Origin of the sequence: Pseudoxanthomonas yeongjuensis, assembly GCF_010093345.1 — a bacterium.
Classification (GTDB): domain Bacteria; phylum Pseudomonadota; class Gammaproteobacteria; order Xanthomonadales; family Xanthomonadaceae; genus Pseudoxanthomonas_A; species Pseudoxanthomonas_A yeongjuensis.
Window position 1 is genome coordinate 1 of the sequence record NZ_PDWT01000007.1, and the last position, 24,689, is coordinate 24,689.

Sequence of the window (24,689 nt, forward strand, 5' to 3'; positions counted from 1 at the left end):
CAGCCATGGCAAAGGGTAAATTCGAACGCACCAAGCCGCACGTGAACGTGGGCACGATTGGTCACGTGGACCACGGCAAGACGACGCTGACGGCGGCGCTGACGAAGATCGGTGCCGAGCGCTTTGGCGGCGAATTCAAGGGATACGACCAGATCGACGCGGCGCCGGAAGAGAAGGCGCGCGGGATCACGATTTCCACGGCGCACGTGGAATACGAGTCGGCCAACCGCCATTACGCGCACGTCGATTGCCCGGGCCACGCCGACTACGTGAAGAACATGATCACCGGTGCGGCGCAGATGGACGGCGCGATCCTGGTGTGCTCGGCCGCGGACGGCCCGATGCCGCAGACCCGCGAGCACATCCTGCTGTCGCGCCAGGTCGGCGTGCCGCACATCGTGGTGTACCTGAACAAGGCCGACATGGTGGACGACGCCGAGCTGCTGGAGCTGGTGGAGATGGAAGTCCGCGAGCTGCTGAGCAAGTACGACTTTCCGGGCGACGACACCCCGATCATCCATGGTTCGGCGCGCCTGGCGCTGGAAGGCGACCAGAGCGAGATCGGCGTGCCGTCGATCCTGAAGCTGGTGGACGCGCTGGACAGCTTCATCCCGTTGCCCGAGCGCGACGTGGACAAGCCGTTCCTGATGCCGGTGGAAGACGTGTTCTCGATCTCCGGCCGCGGCACGGTGGTGACCGGCCGTATCGAGCGCGGCGTGATCAAGGTGGGCGAGGAAATCGAGATCGTGGGTATCCGCGATACGCAGAAGACCACGGTCACCGGCGTCGAGATGTTCCGCAAGCTGCTGGACCAGGGCCAGGCGGGCGACAATGCCGGCCTGCTGCTGCGCGGCACCAAGCGTGACGACGTGGAGCGCGGCCAGGTGCTGTGCAAGCCGGGTTCGATCAAGCCGCACACCGAGTTCGAGGCCGAGGTCTACGTCCTGTCCAAGGACGAGGGCGGCCGTCACACGCCGTTCTTCAAGGGTTACCGTCCGCAGTTCTACTTCCGCACCACCGACATCACGGGCGCTTGCGAGCTGCCGGAAGGCGTGGAGATGGTGATGCCGGGCGACAACGTGAAGATGGCGGTGACGCTGATCAACCCGGTTGCGATGGACGAAGGCCTGCGTTTCGCGATCCGCGAAGGCGGCCGCACGGTCGGCGCCGGCGTGGTGGCGAAAATCATCAAATAAGCGGTTTGCATAGCCGGCGATTCGCCTCGCTGGATGGTGCGAATGGCGGGCCGAACTTTCGGTCCGCCTTCGCCGTCTGAAGAGTCGGCAATAAACAAATGCGTCAGTAGCTCAACTGGCAGAGCAGCGGTCTCCAAAACCGCAGGTTGTAGGTTCGAGTCCTACCTGGCGCGCCATCTGGAATGCGTAGCCGACGGGTCGGTGGTTACGGTCGCAAACACGAAGAGTCGGATGAACAGCAAGGTCGAACGTTCCAAAGCCGCCGCGTCCTCCGCTGGCGACATCGCCAAATACGCCCTGGCGCTCGCGCTGGTACTGGTGGGTCTGGTGGTGTGGTGGTGGTTCGCGGGTCAGTGGGCAACGCCGTTGCGCGCGCTGGCCGTGGTCGCTGGCCTGGTGCTGGGTGCGGTGGTTTTCCTGGGCACGGCCAAGGGCCGCGATACCAAGGAGTTCCTGGTCGAGTCGCGTTTCGAGCTGCGCAAGGTGGTCTGGCCGACCCGCCAGGAAGCCCTGCGCATGACCTGGGTGGTGAGCATCGTGGTCGTGATCCTCAGCCTGCTGCTTGGCGGCTTCGACTGGGTGATCCAGGGGCTGCTGAAATTGTTCTTTACCCTGGGCCGTTGAGGAGAAAACCGCAGTGAAGCGTTGGTATGTCGTACACGCCTATTCGGGCTTCGAGAAATCGGTGGCGCAGGCGCTGCGTGACCGCATCGTCCGCAACGACATGCAGGAGCGTTTTGGCGACGTGCTGGTGCCGACCGAGGAAGTGATCGAAATGCGCGCCGGCCAGAAGCGCCGTTCCGAGCGCAAGTTCTTCCCCGGTTACGTGCTGGTGCAGATCGAGACCCACGAGGAAGCGGGCATCCCGCGCATGGACAACGAGAGCTGGCACCTGGTGAAGGAGACTTCCAAGGTCCTGGGTTTCATCGGCGGCACCGCCGACCGTCCGTTGCCGATCCGCGACGAGGAGGCCGACGCCATCCTCCAGCGCGTGCAGGACGGGGTCGAGAAGCCGCGTCCGAAGGTGCTGTTCGAGCCGGGCCAGATGGTGCGCGTCACCGAGGGTCCGTTCAACGACTTCAACGGTGTGGTCGAGGAAGTGAATTACGAGAAGAGCCGCGTGCGCGTGGCTGTTCTGATTTTCGGGCGTTCCACGCCGGTCGAACTCGAGTTCGGCCAGGTCGAGAAAGCCTAAAAGGCAGTGGAGAGTGCGGAGGAGTGAGTGGGGAAGTAAAAGCCGCTCCCTCTCGTTCCTCGTTTCTCTCCACTAGTTTCTAAACCAAAGGAGGAGTCCCGCAGTCGCAAGACGTGCAGACGCTTGAACTCCAGGAGTAAATCGAGATGGCAAAGAAAGTAGTCGGTTACATCAAACTGCAGGTCAAGGCCGGGCAGGCGAATCCGTCGCCGCCGGTCGGCCCTGCGCTGGGCCAGCGCGGCCTGAACATCATGGAATTCTGCAAGGCGTTCAACGCCGCCACGCAGAAGCTGGAGCCGGGCCTGCCCACTCCGGTCATCATCACGGCCTATTCCGACCGTACCTTCACCTTCATCACCAAGAGCACCCCGGCCACCGTGCTGCTCAAGAAGGCGGCGGGTGTCACCTCCGGTTCCAAGCGCCCCAACACCGAAAAGGTGGGCAAGGTCACCCGCAAGCAGCTCGAAGACATCGCCAAGGCGAAGGAAGCCGACCTGACCGCGGCCGAGCTGGAAGCGGCGGTGCGTACGATTGCGGGTTCGGCCCGCAGCATGGGCTTGACGGTAGAGGGCTAAGACGATGGCACAGACCAAACGACAGAAAGCGATCTTTGCCGCGGTGACCCCGGGCAAGGCGTACTCCATTGACGACGCGCTGAAGATCGTCAAGGACAACAGCAAGACCAAGTTCGTGGAAGCCGTCGACGTGGCCGTGCGCCTCGGCGTGGATGCCAAGAAGTCCGACCAGCAGGTGCGCGGTTCCACCGTGTTGCCCGCCGGCACCGGCAAGTCGGTGCGCGTGGCGGTGTTCGCACCGGCCGGCGCCAAGGCCGACGAAGCCATCGCCGCCGGCGCGGAAGCCGTGGGCATGGACGACCTGGCCGAGAAGATGCTGGCCGGCGACCTGAACTACGACGTGGTCATCGCCACGCCGGACGCGATGCGCGTGGTCGGCAAGCTGGGCCAGGTGCTGGGCCCGCGCGGCCTGATGCCGAACCCGAAGGTCGGCACCGTTTCGCCGAACCCGGCCGAAGCGGTGAAGAACGCCAAGTCGGGCCAGGTGCGTTACCGCACCGACAAGGCCGGCATCATCCATTGCACCCTGGGCAAGGCCAGCTTCGACGATGCCTCGTTGAAGTCCAACCTGACCGCGCTGCTGCTGGACCTGGTCAAGGCCAAGCCGTCGACCGCCAAGGGCACCTACCTGCAGAAGATCTCGCTCAGCTCGACCATGGGCCCCGGCGTGACCGTGGATCTGTCCTCGCTGAGCCTGAAATAAGTAAGAAAGTAGGAACGAGTAACGAGGAGTGAGGAACGAGTAAAAGCAACGGCGCAAGCGGTTCACTCGTTTCTCGTTCCTCTCCACTCGTTTCTGGAAATTTTGAGGGCAATCGCGAAAGGCTCCGGCCCAAAGCGATAGCTGTCAAAGACCGCAGGCGCGGTCGGCGCATATCGATGACGGGCACGGAAGCTTGGTTACGGCACGGAGTCGCCGTCGATGCAGCGGGATCGCTTAATTCGACCTTTTTTATGGGTCGGGCCGGCGTAGATGGTGCCGCCTTCTGGAAATCTTTCTGGAAAGGCCACCACCGGGATGCCAATCCGGCGTCCCCGGTGCCCAGGACGGGCACCGCCCAGGACCGCAAGCGGCAGGAGCCGTGAGCGGAGTTCATTTGGAGGAGTGTATGGCTCTAAATCTGTCTCAGAAGCAAGAAGTTGTAGCCGAGCTGGCAGATGTCGCCGCCAAGGCCCACTCCTTGATTGCTGCCGAGTACGCAGGCATCACGGTCGGTCAAATGACCACGATGCGCAAGAAGGCTCGCGAAAACGGTGTGTACTTGAAAGTCGTCAAGAACACCCTGGCTTCGCGCGCGGTCGAGGGTACCGAATACGAGTGCGTCAAGGACTCGCTGGTCGGTCCCCTGGTCTATGCGTTCTCGACGGAAGAACCCGGCGCCGCCGGTCGTCTGATCAAGGAATTCGCCAAGGGCAACGACAAGCTGCAGCCCAAGCTCGTAGTCGTGGGTGGCCAGATGTACCCGGCCAGCCATGTCGACGTGTTGGCCTCGTTGCCGACCCGCGAGCAGGCCCTGGCCATGCTGGCACGCGTGCTCGCCGAACCGGCAAGCATGTTCGCCCGCGCGATCAAGGCAGTGGGCGACAAGCTGGGCGGAGGCGACGCTGCTGTTGAAGCAAGCGCTGCCGACGCATCGGCCGAAGCCCCGGCTGAAACCTCGGTTGAAGCGGTACCCGAAGTCGCGGCAGCAACCCCAGTGGAAGCAGCCCCGGCCGAAACCCCGGCCGATCCGGCCTGAGTTCGCACCGCAATCACTGAAACCCATCCCAGAAATATTTTCCGAAGGTAATCAACATGTCCCTGTCTAACGAACAGATCGTCGACGCAGTCGCTGAAAAGTCCCTCATGGAAGTGATGGAGCTGGTCAAGGCGATCGAAGAAAAGTTTGGCGTCTCCGCCGCCGCCCCGGTCGCCGCTGCCGCTGCCGCTGCCGGTCCGGCCGCTGCCGTCGAAGAGCAGACCGAGTTCAACGTCATCCTGAAGTCCGCCGGCGACAAGAAGGTCGAGGTCATCAAGGCCGTCCGCGCCATCACCGGCCTGGGCCTGAAAGAAGCCAAAGACCTCACCGAAGCCGGTGGCGTGGTCAAGGAAGGCGCCTCGAAGGACGACGCCGCGAAGTTCAAGAAGGACCTCGAAGCCGCCGGTGCGACTGTCGAAGTGAAGTAAGCGGTATCCGCCGCCATTCAACATCGGCGGCAGACCGAGGCCGGGGGCGCAAGCCCCTGGCCTTCGGTCGTTGTTGAGATGCACCACTAAAAACCCGAGTTGGTAGTTGGAAGTAGCAAGAGAAGGCGTGCTGGTGCCGGCAATACCAGCGACTTCCAACTGACGATTTTCCCGCTCCGCGCAGGCTCCCTGTCGCGGACAGCATGTTCCCCCCGGACCCGCGGACGCGCGGCTCCCAGATGAAAAGGCGATAAGTCACATGGCGTACTCGTTCACTGAAAAGAAGCGTATCCGCAAGGATTTCGGCAAGCAGCGCTCGATCCTCGAGGTCCCGTTCCTGCTCGCCATCCAGGTGGATTCCTACCGCTCGTTCCTGCAGGAGAACATCGAGCCTTCCAAGCGCGTCGACCACGGTCTGCACGCCGCCTTGAAGTCGGTGTTCCCGATCTCCAGCTACAGCGGCAACGCCGCGCTGGAATACGTGGGCTACAAGCTCGGCGACCCGGTGTTCGACGAACGCGAGTGCCGCAACCGCGGCCTCAGCTACGGCGCGCCGCTGCGCGTGACCGTGCGCCTGGTGATCTACGACCGCGAGTCCTCGACCAAGGCCATCAAGTACGTGAAGGAGCAGGAGGTCTATCTGGGCGAAATCCCGTTGATGACCGACAACGGCACCTTCATCGTCAACGGCACCGAGCGCGTGATCGTCTCGCAGCTGCATCGTTCGCCGGGCGTGTTCTTCGACCACGACCGCGGCAAGACCCACAGCTCGGGCAAGCTGCTGTACAGCGCCCGCATCATTCCCTACCGCGGCTCCTGGCTGGACTTCGAGTTCGACCCGAAGGACGCGCTGTTCACCCGCATCGACCGTCGCCGCAAGTTGCCGGTGACCATCCTGCTGCGTGCGCTTGGCTACAACAACGAAGAAATGCTCAATGAGTTCTTCGACATCAACACCTTCCACATCCTGCCGGAAGGCGAGGGCGTGCAGCTGGAGCTGGTGGCCGAGCGCCTGCGCGGCGAGACCCTGAATTTCGACCTGGCCGATGGCGACAAGATCATCGTCGAGGCCGGCAAGCGCATCACCGCGCGCCACGTCAAGCAGTTGGAACAGTCGGGCATCGCCGCCCTGGCCGTGCCGGACGACTACATGATCGGCCGGATCCTGTCGCACGACGTGATCGACGCCGCCACCGGCGAGTTGCTGGCCACCGCCAACGACGAGATCACCGAAGAGCAGCTGGCCAAGTTCCGCAAGGCCGGCGTGGACGCCGTGGGCACGCTGTGGGTCAACGACCTGGATCGTGGCCCGTACCTTTCCAACACCCTGCGCATCGATCCGTCCAAGACCCAGTTGGAAGCGCTGGTCGAGATCTACCGCATGATGCGTCCCGGCGAGCCGCCGACCAAGGACGCCGCGCAGAACCTCTTCCACAACCTGTTCTTCACCTTCGAGCGCTACGATCTGTCGGGCGTGGGCCGGATGAAGTTCAACCGCCGTGTCGGCCGCAAGGAAGTCACCGGCGAGTCCGTGCTGTTCGACCACAAGTACTTCAGCAATCGTAACGACGACGAATCCAAGCGCCTGGTCGCCGCGCAGGGCGAGACTTCCGACATCCTGGAGGTGATCAAGGTCCTGACCGAGATCCGCAACGGCCGCGGCACCGTCGACGATATCGACCACCTCGGCAACCGCCGCGTGCGTTCGGTCGGCGAAATGGCCGAGAACGTGTTCCGCGTGGGCCTGGTCCGCGTCGAGCGCGCCGTGAAGGAACGCCTGTCGATGGCGGAAAGCGAAGGCCTGACCCCGCAGGAGCTGATCAACGCCAAGCCGGTGGCCGCCGCGATCAAGGAGTTCTTCGGTTCCAGCCAGCTGTCGCAGTTCATGGACCAGAACAACCCGCTGTCGGAAGTGACCCACAAGCGTCGCGTCTCGGCCCTGGGCCCGGGCGGCCTGACCCGCGAGCGCGCCGGCTTCGAAGTGCGCGACGTGCATCCGACCCATTACGGCCGCGTCTGCACCATCGAAACGCCGGAAGGCCCGAACATCGGCCTGATCAATTCGCTGGCCGTGTACGCGCGCACCAACAGCTACGGTTTCCTCGAGACCCCGTACCGCAAGGTCGTGGCCGGGCAGATCACCGACGAGATCGAATACCTGTCGGCGATCGAGGAAAACGAGTTCGTCATCGCCCAGGCCAACGCCCTGCACGACGACAAGAGCCGCCTGACCGAGCAGTTCGTGCCGTGCCGCCACCAGGGCGAGTCGCTGCTGAAGCCGCCGGGCGAGGTCGACTTCATGGACGTGTCGCCGATGCAGACCGTGTCGATCGCGGCCGCGCTGGTTCCGTTCCTGGAGCACGACGACGCCAACCGCGCGCTGATGGGCGCCAACATGCAGCGCCAGGCCGTGCCTACGCTGCGTGCGCAGAAGCCGCTGGTCGGCACCGGCATCGAACGCGCCGTGGCCCGCGACTCCGGCGTGACCGTGAACGCGCGCCGTGGCGGCGTGATCGAGCAGATCGACGCCGCGCGCATCGTGGTCAAGGTCAACGAGAGCGAAATCGGCGACGGTACCGATGCCGGCGTCGACATCTACAACCTGATCAAGTACACGCGCTCCAACCAGAACACCTGCATCAACCAGACTCCGCTGGTGAACGTGGGCGACGTCATCGAGCGCGGCGACGTGCTGGCCGACGGTCCGTCCACCGACATCGGCGAACTGGCCCTGGGCCAGAACATGCTGATCGCGTTCATGCCGTGGAACGGCTACAACTTCGAGGACTCCATCCTGCTCTCCGAGCGCGTGGTGGAAGAGGATCGCTACACCACGATCCATATCGAAGAGCTGACCTGCGTCGCCCGCGACACCAAGCTGGGGCCGGAGGAAATTTCCGCCGACATCCCCAACGTGTCCGAGCAGGCGTTGAACCGCCTGGACGAATCCGGCGTGGTGTACATCGGCGCCGAAGTGCGCGCCGGCGACATCATGGTCGGCAAGGTCACGCCGAAGGGCGAAAGCCAGCTGACCCCGGAAGAGAAGCTGCTGCGGGCGATCTTCGGCGAGAAGGCGTCCGACGTTAAGGACAGCTCGCTGCGCGTGCCGCCGGGCATGGACGGCACCGTCATCGACGTGCAGGTCTTCACCCGCGACGGCATCGAGAAGGACAAGCGCGCGCGCCAGATCGAGGAAAACGAGATCAAGCGCGTCAAGAAGGACTTCGACGACCAGTTCCGGATCCTCGAGAACGCGATCTTCGCCCGCCTGCGTCCGCTGCTGGTCGGCAAGGTCGCCAACGGCGGCGCCAACCTGAAGAAGGGCGACACCATCAGCGACGCTTACCTGGACGGCCTGAAGAAGGCCGACTGGTTCGCCATCCGCATGAAGGACGACGACGCCTCCGACGCCATCGAGCGCGCGCAGAAGCAGATCCAGGCGCACGAGAAGGAATTCGAGCGTCGCTTCGCCGACAAGCGCGGCAAGATCACCGCCGGCGACGACCTCGCTCCGGGCGTGCTGAAGATGGTCAAGGTGTACCTGGCGGTGAAGCGCCGGATCCAGCCGGGCGACAAGATGGCCGGCCGCCACGGCAACAAGGGCGTGGTCTCGACGATCGTTCCGGTCGAGGACATGCCTTACGCCGCCGACGGCAGCACCGTCGATATCGTGCTGAACCCGCTGGGCGTGCCGTCGCGCATGAACATCGGGCAGATCCTGGAAGTCCACCTGGGCTGGGCCGCGAAAGGCCTGGGCCAGAAGATCCAGAAGATGCTCGATGCACAGGCCAAGATCGCCGACCTGCGCAAGTTCCTCGACCAGATCTACAACCACGACCTGAAGCTGGGCGAACAGCGCGTCAACCTGGGCGAATTCAGCGACGACGAACTGCTGCGCCTGGCCGGCAACCTGACCGATGGCGTGCCGATGGCGACACCGGTGTTCGACGGCGCGGCCGAGTCCGAGATCAAGCACATGCTCGCGCTCGCCGACCTGCCGATCAGCGGCCAGACCCAGCTGTACGACGGCCGTACCGGCGAGGCGTTCGATCGCCAGACCACCATCGGCTACATGCACATGCTGAAGTTGAACCACCTGGTGGACGACAAGATGCACGCGCGTTCGACCGGTCCGTACTCGCTCGTCACCCAGCAGCCGCTGGGCGGCAAGGCGCAGTTCGGCGGCCAGCGCTTCGGCGAGATGGAAGTCTGGGCGCTGGAAGCCTACGGCGCGGCGCACACCCTGCAGGAAATGCTGACGGTCAAGTCGGACGACGTGCAGGGCCGCAACCAGATGTACAAGAACATCGTCGACGGCGAACACGAGATGGTTGCGGGCATGCCGGAATCCTTCAACGTACTCGTCAAGGAAATCCGCTCGCTCGCCATCAACATGGAACTGGAAGAGTGATGTGAACCGGAGCCGGCCGCGCATTAGCGCCGGCCGGCCCCGCGACCGTTGCCCGCCACTCCCTCGACACCAGATTTTCCTCCTACCCGGAGAAACAAAATGAAAGACCTACTGAATCTCTTCAACCAGCAGCGCCAGTCGCTGGACTTCGACGCCATCAAGATCGCGCTGGCCTCGCCGGACCTGATCCGCTCGTGGTCCTTCGGCGAAGTGAAGAAGCCGGAAACCATCAACTACCGCACCTTCAAGCCCGAGCGCGACGGCCTGTTCTGCGCCGCCATCTTCGGACCGATCAAGGACTACGAGTGCCTGTGCGGCAAGTACAAGCGCATGAAGCACCGTGGCGTGGTCTGCGAGAAGTGCGGCACCGAAGTGACCCTGGCCAAGGTGCGCCGCGAGCGCATGGGCCACATCGACCTGGCCTCGCCGGTCGCGCACATCTGGTTCCTGAAGTCGCTGCCGTCGCGCATCGGCCTGATGCTGGACATGACCCTGCGCGACATCGAGCGGGTGCTGTACTTCGAAGCCTATGTGGTCACCGAGCCGGGCCTGACCCCGCTCGAGCGCCGCCAGCTGCTGACCGAAGAGCAGTTCATGACCGCGCGCCAGGAGCACGGCGACGACTTCGACGCCGCCATGGGCGCCGAGGCGGTCTACGACCTGCTGCGCACCATCGACCTGCAGTCGGAAATGGTCAACCTGCGCGAGGAAATCGCCAGCACCGGTTCGGAAACCAAGCTCAAGCGCCTTACCAAGCGGATCAAGCTGGTCGAAGCCTTCCTGGAATCCGGCAACCGCCCGGAGTGGATGGTCATGACCGTACTGCCGGTGCTGCCGCCGGACCTGCGTCCGCTGGTGCCGCTGGACGGCGGCCGCTTCGCGACCTCCGACCTCAACGACCTGTACCGCCGCGTCATCAACCGCAACAACCGCCTGCGCCGCCTGCTGGAGCTCAACGCTCCTGACATCATCGTGCGCAACGAAAAGCGCATGCTGCAGGAATCGGTCGACGCCCTGATGGACAACGGCCGCCGCGGCCGCGCCATCACCGGCACCAACAAGCGTCCGCTCAAGTCGCTGGCCGACATGATCAAGGGCAAGCAGGGCCGCTTCCGCCAGAACCTGCTGGGCAAGCGCGTCGACTACTCCGGCCGTTCGGTCATCGTGGTCGGTCCGTACCTGAAGCTGCACCAGTGCGGCCTGCCGAAGAAGATGGCGCTGGAGCTGTTCAAGCCGTTCGTGTTCGCCAAGCTGCAGCGCCGCGGCCTGGCCACCACCATCAAGGCCGCCAAGAAGCTGGTCGAGCGCGAAGAGGCGGAAGTCTGGGACATCCTGGAAGAAGTCATCCGCGAACACCCGGTGCTGCTGAACCGCGCCCCGACCCTGCACCGCCTGGGCATCCAGGCGTTCGAGCCGGTGCTGATCGAAGGCAAGGCCATCCAGCTGCATCCGCTGGTCTGCACCGCGTTCAACGCCGACTTCGACGGTGACCAGATGGCCGTGCACGTGCCGCTGAGCCTCGAGGCCCAGCTGGAAGCGCGCGCGCTGATGATGTCGACCAACAACATCCTGTCGCCGGCCAACGGCGAGCCGATCATCGTGCCGTCGCAGGACGTGGTGCTGGGCCTGTACTACATGACCCGCGCGCTGGAGAACAAGAAAGGCGAGGGCATGGCCTTCGCCAACATCGCCGAAGTGAAGCGCGCCTACGACAACCGCGTGGTCGAACTGCACGCCAAGGTCAAAGTCCGCATCACCGAAGTGGTGACCGACGAGGACGGCAACAAGAGCAAGCAGGCCAGCATCGTGGAAACCACGATCGGCCGCGCGCTGCTGGCCGAAATCCTGCCGGAGGGCCTGCCGTTCGCGCTGGCCAACACCGAGTTGAACAAGAAGGCCATCAGCCGCCTGATCAACTCCAGCTACCGCATGCTGGGCCTGAAGGACACGGTCGTGTTCGCCGACAAGCTGATGTACACCGGTTTCGCGTACGCAACGCGCGCCGGCGTGTCCATCGGCATCGACGACATGCTGATCCCGCTGGAGAAGAAGGGCATCCTGGGCGAAGCCGAACAGGAAGTGCTGGAGATCCAGGAGCAGTACCAGAGCGGCCTGGTCACCGCCGGCGAACGCTACAACAAGGTGGTCGACATCTGGTCGCGCACCAACGAACGCATCGCCAAGGCGATGATGGACACCATCGGCACCGACAAGGTCCAGAACGCCAAGGGCGAGACCATCAACGAGAAGTCGATGAACTCGCTGTACATCATGGCCGACTCCGGCGCGCGTGGTTCGCAGGCGCAGATCCGCCAGCTGGCCGGCATGCGCGGCCTGATGGCGCGTCCCGATGGCTCGATCATCGAAACGCCCATCAAGGCGAATTTCCGCGAAGGCCTGAACGTCCAGGAATACTTCAACTCCACCCACGGCGCGCGCAAGGGCCTGGCCGATACCGCGCTGAAGACGGCGAACTCCGGTTACCTGACCCGTCGCCTGGTCGACGTGGCCCAGGACGTGGTGATCACCGAAGTCGATTGCGGCACCTCGGAAGGTCTGATGATGACCCCGATCGTGGAAGGCGGCGACGTGGTCGAACCGCTGCGCGAGCGCGTGCTCGGCCGCATCGTGGCCGAGGACGTGTTCCTGCCGGGCAACGACGAGGATCCCATCGTCACCCGCAACACCCTGCTCGACGAGGCCTGGGTACAGAAGCTGGAAGATGCGGGCGTGCAGCTGCTGAAGGTGCGTTCCACCATCACCTGCGAATCCGACTTCGGCGTGTGCTCGTACTGCTACGGCCGCGACCTGGCCCGTGGCCACATCGTCAACATCGGCGAAGCGGTCGGCGTCATCGCCGCGCAGTCGATCGGCGAACCCGGCACCCAGCTGACCATGCGTACCTTCCACATCGGCGGCGCGGCTTCGCGAGCGGCGGCGGTGGACAACATCACGGTCAAGACCACCGGTTCGATCAAGTTCAACAACCTCAAGTTCGTCGAGCACGCCAACGGCCACCTGGTCGCGGTCTCGCGTTCGGGCGAACTGTCGGTGCTGGACGGCCATGGCCGCGAGCGCGAGCGTTACAAGCTGCCCTACGGCGCCACCATCACGGTCAAGGACGGCGCGGCGATCAAGGCCGGCCAGTCGGTCGCCAACTGGGACCCGCATAACCACCCGATCGTGTCGGAAGTGGCCGGTTTCGTGCGCTTCGTGGACTTCGTCGACGGCATCACCGTGATCGAGAAGACCGACGACCTGACCGGCCTGGCTTCGCGCGAGATCACCGATCCGAAGCGCCGCGGCTCGATGGGCAAGGACCTGCGTCCGGTCGTGCGCATCGTCGACAAGGCCGGCAAGGACCTGAACATCCCGGGCACCGACCTGCCGGCCCAGTACCTGCTGCCGCCGCGCTCCATCGTCAACCTGCAGGACGGCGCCGCCGTCGGCGTGGGCGACGTGGTCACCAAGGTGCCGCAAGAAGCTTCCAAGACCCGCGACATCACCGGTGGTCTGCCGCGCGTGGCCGACCTGTTCGAGGCGCGCAAGCCGAAGGATCCCGCGATCCTGGCCGAGCGCTCGGGCATCATCAGCTTCGGCAAGGACACCAAGGGCAAGCAGCGCCTGATCATCAAGGACACCGATGGCAGCGAACACGAGGAGCTGATTCCCAAGTTCCGCCAGATCATCGTGTTCGAAGGCGAGCACGTGGCCAAGGGCGAAACCGTGGTGGACGGCGAGCCGTCGCCGCAGGACATCCTGCGCCTGCTCGGCGTCGAGCCGCTGGCCGCCTACCTGGTCAAGGAAATCCAGGACGTGTACCGCCTGCAGGGCGTCAAGATCAACGACAAGCACATCGAGGTGATCACCCGCCAGATGCTGCGCAAGGTCGAGATCACCGACGCCGGCAACAGCAAGTACCTGCACGGCGAGCAGGCCGAGAAGCAGCGCGTGCTGGAGGAGAACGTCAAGGTCCTGGCCAGGAACGAACTGCCGGCGAAGTACGATCCGGTCCTGCTGGGCATCACCAAGGCCTCGCTGGCCACCGAGTCGTTCATCTCGGCGGCTTCCTTCCAGGAAACCACCCGCGTGCTGACCGAGGCTGCCGTCCGCGGCACCCGCGACAACCTGCGCGGCCTGAAGGAAAACGTGATCGTCGGCCGCCTGATCCCGGCCGGTACCGGCCTGACCTACCACGCCAGCCGTCGCCGCAACGCCTCGGGCCTGACCGAGTCGGAGATGGAGGCCCTGGTCTCCGCCCCGGCCGAAGTCGCGGCCCCGGTCGCGGTCGTAACGGTGGCCGACGTGGCTGCGGACGGCACCGAAGAGTAAGCGGCAGGCCCCTTCCGGCATGGCTGGGCAGGGGCGGACCAAGAGAAATGGGGCGCAGGAGGCGCCCCGTGTTCCGGCCCCGGATGGGCCAGCAGGCCGGACCCGTCAGTTGACGGGGTTTTAACCTGCCAGCTATACTTTCCTGTCTCGGCGGGCCGTCATGCGGCCTGCCGTCATTTTCACGCACAAGGCTCCGGCCTTACATCCGAAGAATCCATAAAGATGGCAACGATCAACCAGCTCGTCCGCAAGCCGCGGCAGGCCCCCACCTACAAGAGCCAGTCGCCCGCGCTGGACAAGTGCCCGCAGCGTCGCGGCGTGTGCACGCGCGTCTACACCACCACCCCGAAGAAGCCGAACTCGGCGCTTCGCAAGGTGGCCAAGGTGCGCCTGACCAACCAGGAAGAAATCATCAGCTACATCGGTGGTGAAGGCCACAACCTGCAGGAGCACTCGGTGGTTCTGGTTCGCGGCGGCCGCGTCAAGGATCTTCCCGGCGTGCGTTACCACACCGTCCGCGGTTCGCTGGACGCCTCCGGCGTGACCAAGCGTCGCCAGGGCCGTTCCAAGTACGGCGCCAAGCGTCCGAAGGCTTAAGGAAACAGATCATGTCGCGTAAAGGCTCAACCCCACAGCGTACCGTCCTGCCGGATCCCAAGCACGGCAGCCACACCATCGCCCGTTTCATCAACATGGTCATGTACAGCGGCAAGAAGTCCGTCGCCGAGAAGATCGTGTACGGCGCCATGGATGTGATCGGCGAAAAGAACCCCAATGCCCTTGAGCTGGTCGAGAAGGCGCTGGACAACATCTCGCCGACGGTCGAAGTGAAGTCGCGCCGTGTCGGTGGCGCCACCTACCAAGTGCCGGTCGAAGTGCGTTCGTCGCGCCGCCTGGCCCTGGCCATGCGCTGGCTGATCGAGTCGGCGCGCAAGCGCGGCGAGAACTCGATGCCGCGCAAGCTGGCGGCCGAGCTGATCGATGCCTCGGAAAACCGTGGCGGCGCCATCAAGAAGCGTGAAGAAACCCACCGCATGGCGGAAGCGAACAAGGCGTTCGCGCACTACCGCTGGTGATTTGCCCGGGTCCGCGGGCGCTGCGTGTATCGCTGGCGTCTTGAATCGCGGACCCTTCGGCGCCATCTAGGCGCCCTTGCGGCGGTTTTCGCCGCATGACGAATCCGAAGGCCGCCCATGGGCGGCGTTCGGCCATCCGCAAACACAAAAACAAAGAGAGACTGTCGTGGCTCGCACCACTCCCATCGAGCGTTACCGCAACTTCGGCATCATGGCCCACATCGACGCGGGCAAGACCACCACGTCGGAACGCATCCTGTTCTACACCGGCGTCAGCCACAAGATCGGTGAAGTGCACGATGGCGCCGCGACCATGGATTGGATGGAGCAGGAGCAGGAGCGTGGCATCACCATCACCTCCGCGGCGACCACGGCGTTCTGGAAAGGCATGGACAAGTCCATGCCCGAACACCGCTTCAACATCATCGACACCCCCGGACACGTCGACTTCACCATCGAAGTCGAGCGTTCCCTGCGCGTGCTCGATGGCGCCGTATTCGTGCTTTGCGCCGTCGGCGGCGTGCAGCCGCAGTCGGAGACCGTGTGGCGCCAGGCCAACAAGTACTCCGTGCCGCGCATGGCGTTCGTCAACAAGATGGACCGTACCGGCGCCAACTTCGACAAGGTAGTCGGCCAGTTGCGTTCGCGCCTGGGCGCGTATGCCGTGCCGATGCAGGTGCCGGTGGGCGCCGAGGATGGTTTCGATGGCGTCATCGACCTGCTGAAAATGAAGCGTATCCACTGGGATACCGCCTCGCAGGGCACCATCTTCGAATACGGCGAAATCCCGGCCGACCTGCTTGAAAAGGCGACCGCTGCGCGCGCGTTCATGGTCGAGGCCGCGGCCGAAGCCACCGAAGAGCTGATGGACAAGTACCTCAATGAGGGCGAGTTGTCCGAGGCCGAGATCATCGACGGCTTGCGCCAGCGCACGCTGAAGGTCGAGATCGTGCCTGTTTTCTGCGGCACCGCGTTCAAGAACAAGGGCGTGCAAGCCATGCTCGACGGCGTGGTCCACCTGTTGCCGTCGCCGGCCGACCGTCCGCCGGTTGCCGGCATCGACGAGGACGACAAGGAAGACACCCGTCCGGCCACCGATGCCGCTCCGTTCTCGGCGCTGGCATTCAAGATCATGACCGATCCGTTCGTGGGCTCGCTCACGTTCTTCCGTGTCTATTCGGGCATCCTCAACTCGGGCGACGCGGTGTACAACCCGGTCAAGTCGAAGAAGGAGCGCGTCGGCCGCATCCTGCAGATGCACTCCAACGAGCGCAGCGAGATCAAGGAAGTGCGTGCGGGCGACATCGCCGCTGCGGTGGGTCTGAAGGACGTCACCACCGGCGACACGCTGTGCGCGCAGGACCACATCATCACCCTGGAGCGCATGATCTTCCCGGAGCCGGTCATCTCGATGGCGGTGGAACCGAAGACCAAGTCCGACCAGGAAAAGATGGGCGTCGCCCTCGGTCGCCTGGCCCAGGAAGATCCGTCGTTCCGCGTGCGCACCGACGAGGAATCCGGCCAGACCATCATCGCCGGCATGGGCGAGTTGCACCTGGACATCCTCGTGGACCGCATGAAGCGCGAGTTCAACGTGGAGGCCAACGTCGGCAAGCCGCAGGTCGCCTATCGCGAGACCATCCGCAAGTCGGTCAAGCAGGAAGGCAAGTTCGTGCGCCAGTCCGGCGGTCGCGGCCAGTACGGCCATATCGTCATCGAGATGGCGCCGCAGGAACGTGGCGTTGGTTTCTCGTTCGAGAACGCCATCGTCGGTGGCGTGGTGCCGAAGGAATACGTCACCGCTTCGGGCAAGGGTATCGAGGAAGCCATGAAGAGCGGTCCGCTCGCTGGCTTCCCGGTGGTGGACGTGGCGGTCAAGGCCGTGGACGGCTCGTTCCATGACGTGGACTCCAATGAAATGGCGTTCAAGGTCGCGGGCTCGATGGCGTTCAAGGAAGCCTTCGCCAAGGCCAGTCCGGTGCTGCTGGAGCCGATGATGAAGGTCGAGATCGTGACCCCCGAGGATTACCTCGGCGACGTGATGGGCGACGTCAGCCGTCGTCGCGGCATCCTGCAGGGCCAGGAAGACAGTCCGTCGGGCAAGGTGATCAATGCCATGCTGCCGCTGGGCGAGATGTTCGGCTACGCCACCACGCTGCGCTCCATGTCGCAGGGCCGCGCCACCTTCACGATGGAATTCGACCATTACGCCGAAGCGCCGGCCAACATCGCCGAATCGGTCATCAAGAAGAACTGAGGGATGCCGGCCCAGGGCCGGCTTTCCCATTCAACGATCACAAGAATAGAAAGGTAGACAGCCATGGCAAAGGGTAAATTCGAACGCACCAAGCCGCACGTGAACGTGGGCACGATTGGTCACGTGGACCACGGCAAGACGACGCTGACGGCGGCGCTGACGAAGATCGGTGCCGAGCGCTTTGGCGGCGAATTCAAGGGATACGACCAGATCGACGCGGCGCCGGAAGAGAAGGCGCGCGGGATCACGATTTCCACGGCGCACGTGGAATACGAGTCGGCCAACCGCCATTACGCGCACGTCGATTGCCCGGGCCACGCCGACTACGTGAAGAACATGATCACCGGTGCGGCGCAGATGGACGGCGCGATCCTGGTGTGCTCGGCCGCGGACGGCCCGATGCCGCAGACCCGCGAGCACATCCTGCTGTCGCGCCAGGTCGGCGTGCCGCACATCGTGGTGTACCTGAACAAGGCCGACATGGTGGACGACGCCGAGCTGCTGGAGCTGGTGGAGATGGAAGTCCGCGAGCTGCTGAGCAAGTACGACTTTCCGGGCGACGACACCCCGATCATCCATGGTTCGGCGCGCCTGGCGCTGGAAGGCGACCAGAGCGAGATCGGCGTGCCGTCGATCCTGAAGCTGGTGGACGCGCTGGACAGCTTCATCCCGTTGCCCGAGCGCGACGTGGACAAGCCGTTCCTGATGCCGGTGGAAGACGTGTTCTCGATCTCCGGCCGCGGCACGGTGGTGACCGGCCGTATCGAGCGCGGCGTGATCAAGGTGGGCGAGGAAATCGAGATCGTGGGTATCCGCGATACGCAGAAGACCACGGTCACCGGCGTCGAGATGTTCCGCAAGCTGCTGGACCAGGGCCAGGCGGGCGACAATGCCGGCCTGCTGCTGCGCGGCACCAAGCGTGACGACGTGGAGCGCGGCCAGGTGCTGTGCAAGCCGGGTTCGATCAAGCCGCACACCGAGTTCGAGGCCGAGGTCTACGTCCTGTCCAAGGACGAGGGCGGCCGTCACACGCCGTTCTTCAAGGGTTACCGTCCGCAGTTCTACTTCCGCACCACCGACATCACGGGCGCTTGCGAGCTGCCGGAAGGCGTGGAGATGGTGATGCCGGGCGACAACGTGAAGATGGCGGTGACGCTGATCAACCCGGTTGCGATGGACGAAGGCCTGCGTTTCGCGATCCGCGAAGGCGGCCGCACGGTCGGCGCCGGCGTGGTGGCGAAAATCATCAAGTGACGATTTGACCCGCGCGTAGCGCGGCTTGGTCAAATCGTCATCCCCGAGTGCTTTTATCGGGGATCCAGCGACTTTGATCGAGGCGGATCGTCATCCTCGCGCAGGCGGGGGCCCAAAAAGCCGCCAAAATGGTGGCAAAGAGCTAAAAGTAAGTGTATTATTCGCGCCCGGCTTCAGGCCGGGCGTTATTTTGCAGTATCCGCCAGCGCCTCCTGGGAGGTCGCCGGCTACCGCGAAAAGAGGCGCAGGAAGTGCCTCGTGTTCGCCAGACAAGGAAAATGTCGCGTGATTCGCCATATTTGGCTGCCCTGCTATTGACGGGGTGATTCACGCGTCTTATACTTTTCTGTCTGGGCGGGCCGGGTTACCGGGCCGCCCAGCTTTTCAGGAAGAATCCCCACACCGCAGCCGCAAGCTTCAGCAGCGCGCAGCGGGGGAAATGAACAAGCAGGATCAACCAGGGGCAAGGCATCCCAGAGGCCGCGCCCGTCGCTCTTTTAACCAAGGAAACTCCGTCATGGCGGACCAAAAGATCCGGATCCGGCTCAAAGCGTACGATCATCGTCTGATCGACCGCTCGGCCAGCGAGATCGTAGAAACGGCCAAGCGGACCGGCGCGCAAGTGCGCGGCCCGATCCCGCTGCCGACCAAGATCGAGCGCTTCACCATCCTCACCTCGCCGCACGTCGACAAGGACGCGCGTGACCAGTACGAGACCCGCACCCACAAGCGCGTGCTCGACATCGTCGACCCCAACGACAAGACCGTGGACGCGCTGATGAAGCTCGAGCTCGCGGCTGGCGTCGACGTCCAGATCAAGCTGACCTGAGGCTACTGACATGACCGCGAAGAAATATTCGTTGGGTCTGGTCGGCCGCAAGGCTGGCATGACCCGGGTGTTCACCGAAGATGGCAAGTCCATCCCGGTCACCCTGATCGAAGCAACCCCGAACCGCATCACCCAGCTCAAGACCCCCGAAATCGACGGCTACAGCGCCGTGCAGGTGGTGGTGGGTACGCGCCGCGCCGCGCTGATCAACAAGCCTGCAGCCGGTCACCTGGCCAAGGCCAAGGTCGAAGGCGGTCGTGGCTTGTGGGAACTGCGCGTCGAAGACGGCAAGCTGGGCGACTTCGCCGTCGGCGGCGAAATCAAGGCCGACATCTTCGAGGTGGGCCAGAAGGTCGACGTCCAGGGCGTGACCAAGGGCAAGGGCTTCCAGGGCACCATCAAGCGCTACAACTTCACCATGGGCGACGCCACCCACGGCAACTCGCTGTCGCATCGCCAGCCGGGTTCGCTCGGTCAGCGGCAGACGCCGGGTCGCGTTTTCCCGGGCAAGAAGATGGCCGGCCACATGGGTGCGGTGAACCAGAGCACGCAGAATCTGGAAGTCGTGAAAGTCGATGTCGAGCGCGGGCTGATCGCCATTCGTGGCGCGGTGCCGGGTGCGCCGGGCGGCGACGTGATCGTGCGTCCGTCGAGCAAGGGATAAGGGAGAACGATGATGGAACTTGCCATTACAGGCAGCGCCAGCAAATTGTCGGTTTCCGACGAAGTGTTCGGCCGCGAATTCAGTGAGGACCTGGTCCACCAGGTCGTGGTCGCGTACCGCAATGCGGGCCGCGCCGGCACCAAGGCGCAGAAGACGCGCTCGGAAGTCAACGGCACCACCAAGAAGTCCAAGAAGCAGAAGGGTGGCGGCGCACGCCATGGCGCTCTGACCGCTCCGATCTTCGTCGGCGGCGGCAGGACCTTCGCGGCCAAGCCGCGCAGCTTCGAGCAGAAGGTCAACCGCAAGATGTACCGCGCCGCGATGAAGGCGATCCTGTCGGAATTGAACCGCCAGGGCCGGCTGATGGTCGTCGACTCGTTCGATGTCGATTCGGCCAAGACCACCGGCCTGATCGCCAAGCTCAAGGGCCTGGAAGTCGGTCGTCGTCCGCTGATCGTGACCGAGGAGGCCTCCGAGCATCTGTACCTGTCCGCCCGCAACCTTCCCTACGTGGAAGTGCGCGACGTGCAGGGCCTGGATCCGGCTTCGCTGGTCGGCGCCGATACCGTCGTAATCACCGCCGATGCGGTCAAGAAGATCGAGGAGTGGCTGGCATGAGCACGGCCGTTAAAATCAGCCAAGAAAAGATCTTCAGCGTGCTGCGCGCTCCCCGGGTTTCCGAGAAGACCGCTCGCCTGCAGGAAGTCTCCAACCAATACGTCTTTGAAATCTCGAGCACCGCCACCAAGGCCGAAGTAAAGGCCGCGGTCGAGCAGCTGTTCGACGTCAAGGTCGAGGGCGTCAACGTGCTGAACGTGAAGGGCAAGAACAAGTCCTTCCGTAACCGCACCGGCAGCCGCGGCAGCTGGCGCAAGGCGTATGTGCGTCTGGCCGAAGGCCAGGTCATCGACGTAACCGCCAAGGCCTGAGGAACATCCCATGCCATTAATGAAATTCAAACCCACTTCGCCCGGCCGCCGTTCCGCGGTCCGCGTCGTGACGCCCGACCTGCACAAGGGCGCGCCGCATGCGCCGCTGCTCGAGCCGCAGAGCAAGAGCGGTGGCCGCAACCACCACGGCCGCATCACCACCCGTCACATCGGTGGTGGCCACAAGCAGCATTACCGCCTGATCGACTTCAAGCGCGACAAGGTCGGCATCCCGGCCCGCGTCGAACGCATCGAATACGATCCGAACCGCACCGCGCACATCGCCCTGCTTTGCTATGTGGACGGCGAGCGCCGTTACATCATCGCGCCGAAGGGTCTGAAGGCGGGCGACCAGGTCATCGCGGGCAGCGATGCCCCGATCCGCGCCGGCAACACCTTGCCGCTGCGCAACATCCCGGTCGGCACCACGATCCACGCCATCGAGATGAAGCCGGGCAAGGGCGCGCAGATCGCCCGTGCCGCCGGCGCCGGCGTGCAGCTGGTCGCGCGCGAGCAGGGCTTCGCCACGCTGCGTCTTCGCTCCGGCGAAATGCGCAAGGTGCAGATCGAATGCTGCGCGACCATCGGCGAAGTCGGCAACAGCGAGCACAGCCTCGAGAAGCTGGGCAAGGCCGGTGCCAAGCGTTGGCGCGGCATCAAGCCGACCGTTCGCGGCGCGGCGATGAACCCGGTCGATCACCCGCACGGTGGTGGCGAGGCCAAGGCAGGCCAGGGCAACCCGCATCCGGTCACGCCGTGGGGCGTGCCGACCAAGGGTTACAAGACGCGCCATAACAAGCGCACCCAGCAATTCATCGTCCGCGATCGTAGGGGCTAATCGACCATGGCACGTTCACTCAAGAAAGGCCCATTCGTCGACCATCACCTCATCAAGAAGGTGGAGGCCGCCGGTGGCAGCAAGCGTCCGATCAAGACCTGGTCGCGTCGTTCGATGATCCTGCCGGAGATGGTGGGTTTCACCATCGCCGTGCACAACGGCAAGAACCATATCCCGGTGCTGGTCAACGAGAACATGGTCGGCCACAAGCTTGGCGAATTCGCCGTCACCCGGACCTTCAAGGGCCACGGTGGCGACAAGAAAGCCGCGCCGGGCAAGCGTTAAGGAGATGACCATGGAAGCCAAAGCCATCCTGCGCACCGCGCGCATCTCCGCACAGAAGGCCCGCCTGGTCGCCGACCAGGTGCGCGGACTGTCAGCCGAACGCGCCGTCAACCTGCTCAAGTTCTCGGACAAGAAAGCAGCGCACATGATCAAGAAAGTGGTTGAGTCGGCGATCGCGAATGCCGAGAACAACCAAGGCGCCGATGTCGACGAACTGAAGATCGTGACCATCATGGTCGACGAAGGTCCGTCGCTGAAGCGTTTCATGGCGCGGGCCAAGGGCCGCGGCACCCGTATCCTCAAGCGCACCAGCCACATCACTGTGGTTGTGGGCGCAGGCAAGTAAAGGCGGAAGGAAAAAACGATGGGTCATAAAGTACATCCGATCGGGTTCCGCCTGGGCATCGCCAAGGACTGGAACTCCAAGTGGTTCGCCAAGAAGGGTCTGTTCGCCAGCTACCTGGCTGCCGACCTGAAGGTGCGCGACATGCTGCGCAAGAAGCTGGCGCAGGCAGGCATCTCCAAGATCCTGATCGAGCGTCCCAACAACACCGCACGCGTGACCATACACACCGCCCGTCCGGGCGTGGTGATCGGCAAGCGCGGCGAGGACATCGAGAAGCTGCGCAAGGAAGTGAGCGACCTGATGGGCGTCCCGGCGCACATCAACGTCACCGAAGTGCGCAAGCCGGAACTGGACGCGCAACTCGTCGCCGAGTCGATCGCCCAGCAGCTGGAACGCCGCATCATGTTCCGCCGAGCGATGAAGCGCGCCGTCGGCAACGCGATCCGTCTGGGTGCCCTGGGCATCAAGGTCAACGTCGCCGGCCGCTTGAACGGTGCGGAAATCGCCCGTTCGGAGTGGTACCGCGAAGGTCGCGTGCCGTTGCATACGCTGCGTGCCGACATCGATTACGGTTTTGCCGAGGCGAAGACCACCTACGGGATCATCGGAATCAAGGTGTGGGTTTACAAGGGCGAAGTATTCGACTTCTCCCAGGTCGGCCAGGAAAAGCAGGACGAAGCGCGCCCCGAGCGCAGCGAACGTCCGTCGCGTCCGGCCCGTGATCGCGACGCGAGGTAATCGGCCATGTTGCAACCAAAACGTACCAAGTACCGCAAGCAGCACAAGGGCCGCAATGACGGCCTGAGCTGGAGCGGCAATCTCGTCAGTTTCGGCGAGTACGGCCTGAAGGCCACCGCGCACGGCCAGTTGACCGCGCGCCAGATCGAGGCCGCGCGCCGTTCCATCAGCCGTTACGTCAAGCGTGGCGGCAAGATGTGGATCCGCGTGTTCCCCGACAAGCCGATCACCAAGAAGCCGATCGAAGTCCGCATGGGCTCCGGCAAGGGCAACGTGGAGTATTGGGTGGCGCAGATCCAGCCCGGCCGCATGATCTATGAAATCGAAGGCGTCACCGAGGAAATCGCGCGCGAGGCATTCCGCCTGGCCGCGGCCAAGCTCTCCGTCACCACCACTTTCGTTACCCGGACGGTGCGCTAATGGAACTCAAACAACTCCGTGAGAAGTCGGCCGACCAGCTGAACGAACATCTGACCGACCTGCGCAAGGAGCAGTTCTCACTGCGCATGCAGCAGGTCACCGGCCAGCTGCCCAAGACCCATGAAACCCGTCGGGTTCGCCGCGAGATCGCTCGCGTCAAGACCCTGCTCGGCAGCAAGAAGTAAGGACCGACGTGATGAGCGACAACCAAGAAAAATCGCAACGCACGGTCGAAGGCCGTGTCGTCAGCAACAAGATGGACAAGACCGTCACCGTGCTGGTGGAGCGTCAGGTCAAGCACGCGCTGTACGGCAAGTACATCCGCCGTTCCAGCAAGCTGCATGCCCACGATGCCGACAACGCCTGCAACGAAGGCGACGTGGTCCGCGTGGTCGAGATCGCCCCGCTGTCCAAAACCAAGAACTGGCGCGTGGTGGAAATCATCACCCGCGCGGCCGTCTGACAAGGAACCTGAATCATGATCCAGACGCAGAGCTACCTTGACGCGGCCGACAACTCCGGCGCCAAGGAACTGATGTGCATCAAGGTGCTGGGCGGCTCCAAGCGTCGTTACGCGCACATTGGCGACATCATCAAGGTGACCGTGAAGGACGCCATCCCGCGCGGCAAGGTCAAGAAGGGCGAGGTCTACGAGGCCGTCGTGGTGCGTACCCGCAAGGGCGTGCGTCGTGCGGACGGTTCGCTGATCCGCTTCGACGGCAACGCGGCCGTGCTGCTCAACAACAAGCAGGAACCGATCGGTACCCGCATCTTCGGGCCAGTAACCCGCGAGCTGCGCTCCGAGAAGTTCATGAAGATCGTTTCGCTCGCGCCTGAAGTGCTCTGAGCCGAGGACTTATATATGAACCGTATCAAGAAGGGCGACCAGGTGGTCGTCATCGCCGGCAAGGACAAGGGCAAGCGTGGTGACGTGGTGCGTGTGGATGGCGATCGGGTGATCGTGTCCAACGTCAACATCATCAAGCGCCACACCAAGCCGAACCCGCAGGCGGGTGTCGCCGGCGGCGTGGTCGAGCGTGAAGCCTCGATGCACATCTCCAATATCGCGCTGTTCAACCCGGCTTCCGGCAAGGGCGAGCGTATCGGTTTCAAGGTGCTGGAGGATGGACGCAAATTGCGTGTGTTCCGCTCCAGCGGTGAGGCGCTCGACGCCTAA

25 protein-coding genes, 1 tRNA gene and 1 pseudogene are annotated in these 24,689 nt (G+C 63.9%); all 27 read left to right on the forward strand.

Going from position 1 to position 24,689, the window contains the following annotated elements:
• The first annotated feature begins 5 nt into the window (after positions 1-5).
• The 27 genes and pseudogenes from tuf (CSC74_RS14635) to rplX all read left to right on the forward strand — a co-directional run bounded on the left by tuf (CSC74_RS14635) (position 6) and on the right by rplX (position 24,689).
• On the forward strand, positions 6-1,196 hold the full coding sequence (tuf, locus tag CSC74_RS14635; protein ID WP_162315250.1) for an elongation factor Tu: 1,191 nt from the start codon (positions 6-8) through the stop codon (positions 1,194-1,196).
• 100 nt (positions 1,197-1,296) lie between these two features.
• Positions 1,297-1,372 (forward strand) — tRNA-Trp (locus CSC74_RS14640).
• Between the two features lie 55 nt (positions 1,373-1,427).
• The gene (gene secE / locus CSC74_RS14645) at positions 1,428-1,820 is read left to right on the forward strand and encodes a preprotein translocase subunit SecE (RefSeq protein WP_162315239.1); all 393 of its coding nucleotides are present in this window, start codon (positions 1,428-1,430) and stop codon (positions 1,818-1,820) included.
• 13 nt (positions 1,821-1,833) lie between these two features.
• Positions 1,834-2,391, forward strand: a complete 558-nt coding sequence (nusG, locus tag CSC74_RS14650; protein ID WP_162315240.1) for a transcription termination/antitermination protein NusG — start codon at positions 1,834-1,836, stop codon at positions 2,389-2,391.
• 146 nt (positions 2,392-2,537) lie between these two features.
• A complete protein-coding gene (rplK, locus tag CSC74_RS14655) occupies positions 2,538-2,966 on the forward strand; it encodes a 50S ribosomal protein L11 (RefSeq protein WP_162315241.1) in 429 nt (142 codons plus the stop codon).
• Between the two features lie 4 nt (positions 2,967-2,970).
• The gene (gene rplA / locus CSC74_RS14660) at positions 2,971-3,669 is read left to right on the forward strand and encodes a 50S ribosomal protein L1 (RefSeq protein WP_162315242.1); all 699 of its coding nucleotides are present in this window, start codon (positions 2,971-2,973) and stop codon (positions 3,667-3,669) included.
• A gap of 406 nt (positions 3,670-4,075) precedes the next feature.
• Positions 4,076-4,606 (forward strand): annotated as a pseudogene (gene rplJ / locus CSC74_RS14665) (50S ribosomal protein L10); the annotation flags it as partial.
• 155 nt (positions 4,607-4,761) lie between these two features.
• Positions 4,762-5,133 carry a 50S ribosomal protein L7/L12 gene (gene rplL, locus CSC74_RS14670; RefSeq protein ID WP_162315244.1) on the forward strand — a complete coding sequence of 124 codons (372 nt, stop codon included), beginning with the start codon at positions 4,762-4,764 and terminating at the stop codon, positions 5,131-5,133.
• A gap of 259 nt (positions 5,134-5,392) precedes the next feature.
• Positions 5,393-9,544: a DNA-directed RNA polymerase subunit beta gene (gene rpoB, locus CSC74_RS14675; protein WP_162315245.1), complete on the forward strand. Its 4,152-nt coding sequence runs from the start codon at positions 5,393-5,395 to the stop codon at positions 9,542-9,544.
• A gap of 99 nt (positions 9,545-9,643) precedes the next feature.
• Positions 9,644-13,876, forward strand: a complete 4,233-nt coding sequence (rpoC, locus tag CSC74_RS14680) for a DNA-directed RNA polymerase subunit beta' (protein ID WP_162315246.1) — start codon at positions 9,644-9,646, stop codon at positions 13,874-13,876.
• A gap of 222 nt (positions 13,877-14,098) precedes the next feature.
• Positions 14,099-14,473 (forward strand): 30S ribosomal protein S12, encoded by a 375-nt coding sequence (gene rpsL / locus CSC74_RS14685; RefSeq protein WP_162315247.1) that lies wholly within the window; start codon positions 14,099-14,101, stop codon positions 14,471-14,473.
• Between the two features lie 11 nt (positions 14,474-14,484).
• Positions 14,485-14,952: a 30S ribosomal protein S7 gene (gene rpsG, locus CSC74_RS14690; RefSeq protein ID WP_162315248.1), complete on the forward strand. Its 468-nt coding sequence runs from the start codon at positions 14,485-14,487 to the stop codon at positions 14,950-14,952.
• 166 nt (positions 14,953-15,118) lie between these two features.
• A complete protein-coding gene (fusA, locus tag CSC74_RS14695; protein WP_162315249.1) occupies positions 15,119-17,209 on the forward strand; it encodes an elongation factor G in 2,091 nt (696 codons plus the stop codon).
• A gap of 63 nt (positions 17,210-17,272) precedes the next feature.
• Positions 17,273-18,463 carry an elongation factor Tu gene (gene tuf / locus CSC74_RS14700; protein WP_162315250.1) on the forward strand — a complete coding sequence of 397 codons (1,191 nt, stop codon included), beginning with the start codon at positions 17,273-17,275 and terminating at the stop codon, positions 18,461-18,463.
• 517 nt (positions 18,464-18,980) lie between these two features.
• A complete protein-coding gene (gene rpsJ, locus CSC74_RS14705) occupies positions 18,981-19,292 on the forward strand; it encodes a 30S ribosomal protein S10 (RefSeq protein WP_036196039.1) in 312 nt (103 codons plus the stop codon).
• Between the two features lie 10 nt (positions 19,293-19,302).
• On the forward strand, positions 19,303-19,956 hold the full coding sequence (gene rplC / locus CSC74_RS14710; protein ID WP_162315251.1) for a 50S ribosomal protein L3: 654 nt from the start codon (positions 19,303-19,305) through the stop codon (positions 19,954-19,956).
• A gap of 12 nt (positions 19,957-19,968) precedes the next feature.
• A complete protein-coding gene (gene rplD, locus CSC74_RS14715) occupies positions 19,969-20,574 on the forward strand; it encodes a 50S ribosomal protein L4 (RefSeq protein ID WP_162315252.1) in 606 nt (201 codons plus the stop codon).
• On the forward strand, positions 20,571-20,885 hold the full coding sequence (rplW, locus tag CSC74_RS14720; RefSeq protein ID WP_162315253.1) for a 50S ribosomal protein L23: 315 nt from the start codon (positions 20,571-20,573) through the stop codon (positions 20,883-20,885). The genes rplD and rplW overlap by 4 nt, the downstream gene beginning before the upstream one ends.
• A 10-nt stretch (positions 20,886-20,895) precedes the next feature.
• Positions 20,896-21,723, forward strand: a complete 828-nt coding sequence (gene rplB, locus CSC74_RS14725) for a 50S ribosomal protein L2 (protein WP_162315254.1) — start codon at positions 20,896-20,898, stop codon at positions 21,721-21,723.
• A 6-nt stretch (positions 21,724-21,729) separates the two neighbouring features.
• Positions 21,730-22,008 carry a 30S ribosomal protein S19 gene (gene rpsS / locus CSC74_RS14730; RefSeq protein ID WP_093289950.1) on the forward strand — a complete coding sequence of 93 codons (279 nt, stop codon included), beginning with the start codon at positions 21,730-21,732 and terminating at the stop codon, positions 22,006-22,008.
• Between the two features lie 10 nt (positions 22,009-22,018).
• Entirely contained in the window at positions 22,019-22,354 is a 336-nt protein-coding gene (gene rplV, locus CSC74_RS14735; RefSeq protein ID WP_093289951.1) for a 50S ribosomal protein L22, read from the forward strand.
• An 18-nt stretch (positions 22,355-22,372) separates the two neighbouring features.
• Positions 22,373-23,092 (forward strand): 30S ribosomal protein S3, encoded by a 720-nt coding sequence (gene rpsC, locus CSC74_RS14740; RefSeq protein WP_162315255.1) that lies wholly within the window; start codon positions 22,373-22,375, stop codon positions 23,090-23,092.
• A gap of 6 nt (positions 23,093-23,098) precedes the next feature.
• Positions 23,099-23,512 carry a 50S ribosomal protein L16 gene (gene rplP / locus CSC74_RS14745; RefSeq protein WP_093289953.1) on the forward strand — a complete coding sequence of 138 codons (414 nt, stop codon included), beginning with the start codon at positions 23,099-23,101 and terminating at the stop codon, positions 23,510-23,512.
• On the forward strand, positions 23,512-23,697 hold the full coding sequence (gene rpmC, locus CSC74_RS14750) for a 50S ribosomal protein L29 (RefSeq protein ID WP_162315256.1): 186 nt from the start codon (positions 23,512-23,514) through the stop codon (positions 23,695-23,697). The genes rplP and rpmC overlap by 1 nt, the downstream gene beginning before the upstream one ends.
• Positions 23,698-23,708: 11 nt before the next feature.
• Complete coding sequence (rpsQ, locus tag CSC74_RS14755; RefSeq protein WP_162315257.1) at positions 23,709-23,975, forward strand: 30S ribosomal protein S17; 267 nt, start codon at positions 23,709-23,711, stop codon at positions 23,973-23,975.
• Positions 23,976-23,990: 15 nt separating this feature from the next.
• Positions 23,991-24,359, forward strand: a complete 369-nt coding sequence (rplN, locus tag CSC74_RS14760; protein WP_162315258.1) for a 50S ribosomal protein L14 — start codon at positions 23,991-23,993, stop codon at positions 24,357-24,359.
• A 15-nt stretch (positions 24,360-24,374) separates the two neighbouring features.
• Entirely contained in the window at positions 24,375-24,689 is a 315-nt protein-coding gene (gene rplX / locus CSC74_RS14765) for a 50S ribosomal protein L24 (protein WP_093289956.1), read from the forward strand.